Annotated in this window: 7 protein-coding genes; 6 read left to right on the forward strand and 1 reads right to left on the reverse strand. The window is 62.1% G+C overall.

All coding sequences use genetic code 11. From position 1 onward, the window contains the following. The coding region (locus RMN95_RS16150) for a heme o synthase (RefSeq protein WP_309617929.1) at positions 1 to 628 on the reverse strand (628 nt) is incomplete at its 3' end. 245 nt (positions 629 to 873) lie between these two features. Between RMN95_RS16150 and tkt the strand changes: the two genes are divergently transcribed. The 6 genes from tkt to pgl form a co-directional block, all read left to right on the forward strand. Continuing rightward, on the forward strand, positions 874 to 2,994 hold the full coding sequence (gene tkt, locus RMN95_RS16155; protein WP_309617930.1) for a transketolase: 2,121 nt from the start codon (positions 874 to 876) through the stop codon (positions 2,992 to 2,994). A 12-nt stretch (positions 2,995 to 3,006) separates the two neighbouring features. Next, on the forward strand, positions 3,007 to 4,119 hold the full coding sequence (tal, locus tag RMN95_RS16160) for a transaldolase (protein ID WP_309617931.1): 1,113 nt from the start codon (positions 3,007 to 3,009) through the stop codon (positions 4,117 to 4,119). Next, positions 4,116 to 5,714 (forward strand): glucose-6-phosphate isomerase, encoded by a 1,599-nt coding sequence (locus RMN95_RS16165; protein ID WP_309617932.1) that lies wholly within the window; start codon positions 4,116 to 4,118, stop codon positions 5,712 to 5,714. The genes tal and RMN95_RS16165 overlap by 4 nt, the downstream gene beginning before the upstream one ends. 29 nt (positions 5,715 to 5,743) lie before the next feature. Next, positions 5,744 to 7,285 (forward strand): glucose-6-phosphate dehydrogenase, encoded by a 1,542-nt coding sequence (gene zwf / locus RMN95_RS16170; RefSeq protein ID WP_309617933.1) that lies wholly within the window; start codon positions 5,744 to 5,746, stop codon positions 7,283 to 7,285. Then, positions 7,282 to 8,253 carry a glucose-6-phosphate dehydrogenase assembly protein OpcA gene (locus tag RMN95_RS16175; protein WP_309617934.1) on the forward strand — a complete coding sequence of 324 codons (972 nt, stop codon included), beginning with the start codon at positions 7,282 to 7,284 and terminating at the stop codon, positions 8,251 to 8,253. The genes zwf and RMN95_RS16175 overlap by 4 nt, the downstream gene beginning before the upstream one ends. Then, the coding region (pgl, locus tag RMN95_RS16180) for a 6-phosphogluconolactonase (protein WP_309617935.1) at positions 8,253 to 8,929 on the forward strand (677 nt) is incomplete at its 3' end. The genes RMN95_RS16175 and pgl, both read left to right, overlap by 1 nt.

The following is an 8,929-nucleotide window of genomic DNA, read 5'->3' on the forward strand; positions in this document are numbered from 1 at the left end:
CGTTCACGGCCTGGTAGTCGGCACGGTACTTCATCGACAGCGGCCAATAGTGCGGCGGGGTCCAGAGGAACACGATTCCGAACAGGATGAGCGGTGCCCAGCTGAGTTCGCCGGTAACGGCAGCCCAGCCGATCAGCACGGGCATGCAACCGGCGGCGCCACCCCAGACGATGTTCTGGGGGGTGCGGCGCTTGAGCACCAGCGTGTAAATGAGCACGTAGAAGAGGATCGCGGCCAATGATAGGGCCGCGGCAAGCCAGTTGATGAGCAGACCGAGCCACAACACTGACGCCATACCTGAAATCCAGGCGAACGCGAGCGCCTCGCGATCATCGAGCTCACCGGTGACGAGAGGTCGTTTCTTGGTCCTGTCCATCACGCGGTCGATATCGCGGTCGATGTAGCAGTTGAAGGCATTGGCCGAGCTAGCACTGAGGATGCCGCCCACGAGGGTACCGAGCACGAGCCAGAGGTTCGGGATCCCGCCTGCGGCGAGCACCATCACCGGCGCTGTCGTGACGAGCAACAACTCGATCACCCGAGGCTTTGTCAACGCGACGTACGCTCGTGCCTTGCGGAGGATGCCGATGCGCTCCTTGGCGGGGCGGTTCGTGATCGCGACATCCATATACCTAATTCTAATCGACGTTTGCACGGCACTTGACTGCTCCATCGGGAGCGATGACGGCGGGGATCCGCCGGAGCATCTGGCCTTCCCTATACTGGAAAAGCCTGCCCCCCGCCGCATCACTCCGAGCGACCACTCCTCCGTGGTTTCCCGTGGCGGAGACACTGTCGTCCTCAGCAGATCCACCAAGACCGCGTTCCGGGCGACACGCTCGGTTCGCCACTCCAAGAAGGGTGCACAACCTCGTGGCAGCTCTCCCGTGGGACCCGATTGACAATAAGGCCGTAGACACTGCCAGGATTCTTGCGGCCGATGCCGTGGAGAAGGTCGGAAATGGCCACCCAGGCACCGCAATGAGCCTCGCCCCCGTGGCCTATCTTCTGTTTCAGAAGGTCATGCGTCGTGACCCGCACGATAATGAGTGGATCGGGCGTGACCGCTTCATCCTCTCGGTTGGTCACAGTTCACTGACGCAGTACGTGCAGCTCTACTTCGGTGGATACGGCCTCGAGCTCGATGACCTGAAGGCACTTCGCACCTGGGGTTCGAAAACACCGGGACATCCGGAATACGGTCACACCGATGGCGTGGAAATCACCACGGGCCCACTGGGCCAGGGAGTGGCATCGGCCGTCGGTTTCGCCTACGCCAGCAGGTTTGAGCGCGGGCTTTTCGACCCGGATGCAGACCCGGGCTCCAGCCCGTTCGACCATTTTGTGTACTTCATCGCCGGCGACGGCGACCTGCAGGAAGGCGTATCCAGCGAGGCATCGTCCCTGGCCGGGCACCAGCAGCTGGGAAACCTGATCGGCATCTATGACTCGAACCAGATCTCGATCGAGGATGACACCAATATTGCCTTCACGGAGGACGTGAAAGCACGCTACGAGGCGTACCACTGGCATGTCCAGGTGGTCGACTGGAAGAAGACCGGCGTCTACGACGAAGATGTCACCGAGTTGAACGCCGCCATAGCGGCCGCGCAGGGGGTAACCGACAAGCCGTCACTGATCATCCTCAGGACCATCATCGGCTGGCCGAGTCCGAAGAAGCAGAACTCGGGCAAGATTCATGGATCGGCGCTGGGGAGCGAGGAGCTCGCCGCGGTCAAGGAGGTGCTCGGTTTCGACCCGGAGCAATCGTTCCAGGTGTCGCCCGAGGTTATTGAACACACTCGCAAGGCCGTCGAGCGGGGCAGGTCGGCCCACGCCGAATGGAATGTGCAATTCGAGGCCTGGGCTACTGCCAACCCCGCAAAGAAGATATTGCTCGACCGTGTCTTGTCCGGCGCACTGCCCGATGGCGTCGACGACGCACTTCCGGCCTTCGAAGCTGGCAAAGATATCTCGACTCGGGCTGCAAGCGGCATGGTGCTCAACGCTCTCGGTGCAGTCATACCGGAACTCTGGGGAGGCTCCGCCGACCTCGCAGAATCGAACAACACTACGATCCAGGGCGCAGCGTCGTTCATCCCGAGTGAACATTCGACACATGAGTGGACAGGGAACCCTTACGGTCGCACCCTGCACTTCGGCATTCGTGAGCACGCCATGGGCGCCATACTCAACGGAATCGTGCTTCACGGCAACACTCGCCCCTACGGTGGCACCTTCCTCATCTTCAGCGATTACATGCGTCCGGCCGTTCGACTGGCTGCTCTGATGAAGGCGCCATCGATCTTCGTGTGGACTCACGATTCAGTCGCCCTCGGCGAGGATGGCCCGACTCACCAGCCGATCGAGCAGCTCGCATCGCTTCGCGCGATTCCGGGCATGGACGTAGTTCGCCCCGGCGATGCGAACGAGACCGCCTGGGCGTGGAAGACGATTCTCGAGCGTCGCAACGGTCCGGCCGGTCTCGCCCTGACCCGACAGAACATCCCGGTGTTCGAACGTGGCGACGACAAGGCCAGCGGCGAGGTATTTGCCTCGGCAAGGCATGTTGCGAGGGGAGCATACGTGCTGGTCGACGCTCCACAGGGAACTCCGGACGTCATCCTGATGGCGACCGGCTCCGAAGTGCAGATTGCTGTCGAGGCTCGTAACGTGCTGAAGGGCGAGGGAATCAATGCCCGGGTCGTGTCAGTTCCCAGCCTCGAATGGTTCGAGGAACAGGATGCAGAGTATCGCGAGTCCGTCTTTCCCGCCGCGGTGCGGGCGCGGGTGTCGATCGAGGCCGGCATTGCGCTGACGTGGCGTGGATATGTCGGGGATGCGGGCCGGAGCGTCTCCATCGAACACTTCGGCGCGTCAGCCGACTATAAGACCCTGTTCCGTGAGTTCGGGATCACCACCGAGGCGGCCGTAGCCGCAGCCAGGGAATCGATAGCGGCCGTCGTGCCTCCTACCACTAGTCCGAAGGCATAAGGAAAGAGCATCATGAGCACCACAACTGCCACCGCAAACCTCTCCGCAGCAGGAGTCAGCATCTGGCTCGATGACCTCTCGCGTGAACGCATCAGGTCGGGCGGGCTGCAGAAGCTGATCTCCGAGCGAAATGTCGTCGGTGTGACGACGAATCCGACGATCTTCGCGACTGCGCTCGCCAAGGGCGAGGCGTACGACGCCCAAGTGGCAGAGTTGGCCGCCGCCGGCAAGACGGTGACCGAGGCCGTCTTCGAGATCACGACGGATGATGTCGCAGCCGCGAGTGACATCTTCCGTCCCGTCTATGACGCCTCAGGTGGCCAGGATGGTCGGGTCTCCATCGAGGTCGAGCCGGGATTGGCTCACGATGCGGCCGGCACGATCCAGCAGGCTCAGGAGTTGTGGGCCAAGGTAGGCCGCCCCAATGCGATGATCAAGATTCCGGCCACCGTCGAGGGCCTCGAGGCAATCACCGCGACGATCGGTGCGGGAATCAGCGTCAACGTCACTCTGATCTTTAGCCTTTCACGGCACCGCGAGGTGATCAACGCCTACCTCACCGGCCTCGAGCAGGCGAGAGCAGCCGGTCACGACCTGTCGGCAATTCACTCTGTCGCGTCATTCTTTGTCTCACGTGTCGACACTGAGATCGATAAAAGACTCGATGCGCTGGGCACCGCAGATGCAACAGCGTTGAAAAGCAAGGCGGGAATTGCCAACGCGCGGCTCGCTTACCAGGTATACGAGCAAGAGTTTGCCTCAGAGCGATCGGCAGTGTTGCTGGCGGCAGGGGCCAATAAGCAGCGACCCCTCTGGGCGTCAACCGGCGTCAAAGATCCGAGCCTCCCGGACACCCTTTACGTCACGGAACTGGCCGTCCGCGAGACCGTGAACACCATGCCGGAGAAAACCCTCGACGCGACCTTTGACCACGGCATCATCACTGGCGACAACGTGACACAAAACTACACAGCGGCGAACATTACTCTCGATGCTCTGGCCGCCCTCGGAATCTCCTACGACGAGGTGACCGCGCTCCTCGAGAAGGAGGGCGTAGAGAAATTCATCGTGTCGTGGAATGAGCTGCTTGACACTGTCGCAGCGGCCCTGGAGAGTGCCAAATGAGCGTCAGGATCGCGGTGTCGGGTGCAGCAGCCGAGGCGGTAGAGCGCCTCGTCCCCCAGCTGATCAACGACCTTGTGGCAAGCCGACTCACTGGCGGCGACGCCTCACTCTGGGGCTCTGATGCCGAAGAGGAGTCGGGCAAACGCCTCGGCTGGGTTGAGGCGGTTGCCGTATCCCGCCCCATGATCGATGACATTTACGAGCTGCGTGACACTCTGCGGGCATCCGGGGTGAATCACATCGTTCTTGGTGGCATGGGCGGTTCGTCACTGGCCCCCGAAGTCATCGCAGGAACATACCGGGTCGAACTCACGGTGTTGGATTCGACCGACCCCGGACAGGTGCTGGCGGCTCTGGGTAATCGGCTCGCGACCACAGCCGTCGTCATCTCATCGAAGTCTGGTTCTACTCTTGAAACCGACAGCCAGAAGCGCATCTATGAGCAGTATTTCGCTGAGGCAGGCATCGATCCGCTCGAGCGCATCATCGTTGTTACTGACCCCGGGTCGCCGCTCGACGTTGCCGCACGCGCCGCCGGCTACCGCGTCTTCAACGCAGACCCCACTGTGGGCGGTCGATACTCCGCCCTTACTGCCTTCGGTCTTGTACCTTCCGGTCTCGCCGGCGTCGACCTGGCCGAGCTTCTCGATGAGGCCGAGGCCGTCATGCTCGAACTGTCCGTCGACCACCGGGACAATCCAGGACTTATCCTCGCGGCCGCCATCGCGGGCACGAGGCCACTGAAAGACAAGCTGGGCATCGTTTCAGACGGCACACACATTCGTGGTTTTGGCGATTGGGCCGAACAGCTCATTGCCGAGTCGACGGGAAAGCTGGGCAAGGGGATTCTCCCGGTCGTGCTCGCCCCCGATTCTCCCGAACTCAGCGAGAACCTGGCAGACCTGCAGGTGGTGCGCCTTGTCGGCCACTGGGATGACACAAAGCAGGTCGCGGAGGGCGAGATCGAAATCGCCGGCAGCCTCGGAGCTCAGATTCTGGTCTGGGAGTACGCCACGGCGATTGCCGGACGCATCCTGGGGATCAATCCCTTCGATCAGCCCGATGTCGAATCGGCGAAAATTGCCACTCGCGCGCTGATCGACAATCCGTCACAGCAGGCGCCGCCCGCCTTCGTCGTTGGCGGCATCGAAGTGCGGGGCACCAGCGCAGTGGTTGACGGTGTGAGTGATCTTGCCGGCGCGATGGCGGCACTGCTGTCGGCACTCCCTGCGAACGGCTACGTCTCGATCCAGGCCTATGTTGACCGAGTTGCGCACGCATCTCTGGCGTCGTTACGTGATGAGGTGGCGAAGCGTTCAGGACGCCCAGTGACGTTCGGTTGGGGTCCGCGATTTCTCCACTCGACCGGCCAGTTCCATAAAGGTGGGCCAGCCGTGGGCGTATTCCTGCAGATTACGGCCGCCGAGCAGGCAGATCTGCAGATTCCGGATCGACCCTTCACGTTTGGCCAGCTCATCAGGGCGCAGGCCGACGGTGACGCGAGCGTTCTCGCGGATCACGGGCGACCTGTGCTCAGCCTGACGCTCGCGAACCCGACCGGGTCGCTGCCCGCGATTATCAGCGCACTCAACTGACTCGGGGTACCGAGCACTTTAGGAGCATCATGTCGCCCGTGAACATCACAGCGGATTCCAACCCGCTGAGGTTGCTTTCCGATCGCAGGCTCAATCGCATCGCGGGCCCCAGTGGGCTGGTGATTTTCGGTGTGACCGGCGATCTGTCGCGCAAGAAACTGATGCCAGCAGTGTACGACCTTGCTAATCGCGGTCTGCTCCCCCCCGGTTTCGCCCTGGTTGGTTTCGCGCGACGCGAATGGGAAAACCAGGACTTTGCCAAGGTCGTGTATGACGCCGTGAAACAGTATGCGCGGACACCTTTCGACGAAGATGTGTGGACCCAGCTTGCCCAGGGCATTCGTTTCGTACAGGGCGAATTCGATGACTCCGCGGCATTTGCGCGGCTTAAAGACACGATTGAGGAGCTTGATCGTGATCGAGGAACCATGGGCAATCATGCTTTCTACCTGTCCATACCGCCAAAATCCTTCCCCGAGGTGACCGAGCGGTTGCGTGATTCCGGACTGGCCGAGCAAAAAAACGGTGAGTGGCGTCGGGTTGTCATCGAAAAGCCATTCGGCAGCGATTTGACGACGGCTCGGGAGCTGAACGCTGTAGTCGAATCGGTCTTCCCTCCCGACAGCGTGTTCCGTATCGACCATTACCTCGGCAAAGAGACCGTTCAGAATATTCTGGCGCTGCGATTTGCAAACCAGCTCTACGAGCCCATCTGGAACGCAAACTACGTAGACCACATACAAATTACGATGGCCGAGGACGTGGGTGTCGGTGGTCGTGCGGGCTACTACGACGGTATCGGCGCTGCACGTGACGTCATCCAGAACCATCTGCTTCAACTGCTGGCACTGACGGCCATGGAAGAGCCCGTCTCGTTCGACGCCGCCGACCTTCGGGCCGAGAAGGAGAAAGTGCTCTCGGCAGTGCGGTTGCCGAAGGATCTGAGTAAGCACACGGCCCGCGGCCAGTACGCTGGCGGCTGGTCGGGCGGGGAGAAGGTCGTCGCATTCCTGGACGAAGACGGGATGAACCCGAAGTCGACGACAGAGACCTTTGCCGCCATCAGGCTCGACATCGGCACCCGGCGCTGGGCCGGGGTTCCGTTCTACCTGCGCGCGGGCAAACGGCTGGGGCGCCGGGTCACCGAGATAGCCGTGGTCTTCAAGCGGGCACCCCAATACCTGTTCGCCGAAAGCCAGACCTCTGCACTCGGTCAGAACGCGCTCGTGATCAGGGTGCAGCCTGACGAAGGCGTAACCATCCGGTTCGGTTCCAAGGTGCCGGGCGCAGGCATGCAGGTCCGCGACGTCACCATGGACTTTGGCTACGGGCACGCGTTTACTGAAGCCAGTCCGGAGGCATATGAGCGGCTCATCCTCGATGTCCTCCTGGGAGACCCTCCCCTGTTCCCTCGTCACCAGGAGGTGGAACTCAGCTGGAAAATCCTCGACCCGATCGAGGAGTACTGGGCGACCCAGGGCCAGCCTGAGCAGTATCGCCCGGGCACCTGGGGTCCGTCATCCGCCGATAAATTGATGGCCCGCGATGGCCGCACCTGGAGGCGACCGTGATCGTCGATCTGCCCAACACCACTACGAGTCAGATTCTGAAAACCCTCGTCAAGATTCGCGAAGAGGGCGGAGCCGTGGCTCTCGGTCGTGTCCTCACTCTCGTCATCACGACAAGCCTTGGCGAGGAGGAAGAAGCGATTGAGGCCGCCAACGATGCGTCGCGGGAGCATCCGATGCGGGTCATTGTGATCTCGACAGACCACGACATCTCACACAGGGCCGCCGAGGCCAGAGTGGATGCGCAGATCCGGGTGGGGGGTGACGCTGGAGCCAGCGAGGTCATCGTCGTGCGTGCGTACGGCGACGCGGCCGAGGACCAGGAAAGTCTCGTCACTGGACTGCTCTTGCCGGACGCCCCGGTCGTGGCGTGGTGGCCCGGCACTGCACCGGGAGCCGTTTCGCAGTCGGCCATCGGTCGCATCGCACAGCGCAGGATTACGGATGCCGCGGCCAGCCCCCAGCCCCTCACCGCAATCTCTACGATTGCAGAGTCGTACGAGCCGGGCGACACCGACTTCGCGTGGACCAGGCTCACCCTGTGGCGTGCACAGCTTGCCGCGGTGCTTGATCAGCCCCCCTACCAGCAAGTGACGGCAGTTGAAGTACACGGCTCCGTCGACTCTCCCTCAACCTTGCTTCTCGCGGCGTGGCTGCAGTTGCAGCTTCGCGTCGAAGTCACGCTGGGCGTCTCGAGTAAGTCGCATGGTACTAGTGGAATCCAGGGCGTGAAGCTCATCAGGGAGTCGGGCGCTATCGAACTCGAGCGGACCATGCCCAACGTGGCGACCCTGTCGCAGCCCAACCAACCCACCCATGACATCTCGCTACCTCGGCGCAGCCTTCGTGACTGTCTTGCCGAAGAGCTTCGTAGGCTCGACCCTGACGAGCTTTTTGGTGAGGTAGTCAGGCACGGGGTAAGCCAACTCGGCAAGCCCGAAAAGACATCGCGTGCGAAGGGTGCACGCTGATGACCAACGAGCGACGCGTCATCGTCCATCCGGATAGAACTTCGCTGTCGGCTGCTGTCGCGGCCCGGTTCGTTTCGAAGGCAGTCGAACTGATCGCCGAGTTCGGTGAGGCGTCCATAGTCTTGACCGGCGGCACCATGGGCGCTGCGGTCCTCGAGGCGATCAACTCCTCCCCCGTGCGCGACTCCGTCGACTGGAGCCGCGTCAACATCTGGTGGGGTGACGAGCGGTGGCTGCCTGCGGGCGACCCTGATCGCAACGAAACCCAGGCGCGAGCGGCCCTGCTCGATCACGTGGCACTCGATCCGGCGCGAGTACACGCCTTTGCGGCATCCGACAGTGGCCTCGACCTTGATGCTGCTTCGGATGCCTATGCGAAGGAGATCATCGCGCACAGCCCGGCGAATGCCTCCATGCCACACTTTGACATCACCTTCCTGGGCATGGGCCCCGACGGTCATATCGCGTCACTTTTCCCTGAGCGAGGCGGGATTCGCGAACGTGATAGGGCCGTCATCTCTGTGCGCACATCGCCAAAGCCACCCCCGGAACGGCTCAGCATGACGCTCGTCGCGATTAACTCATCCGCTCGGGTCTGGCTTGTTGTCGCCGGGGCGGACAAAGCCTCGGCGCTGGGCCTGACCCTCGCTGGCGCCAGCGTCAATGAGGTGCCAGC

This window comes from Salinibacterium sp. (genome assembly GCF_031364185.1).
Lineage (GTDB): Bacteria > Actinomycetota > Actinomycetes > Actinomycetales > Microbacteriaceae > Rhodoglobus.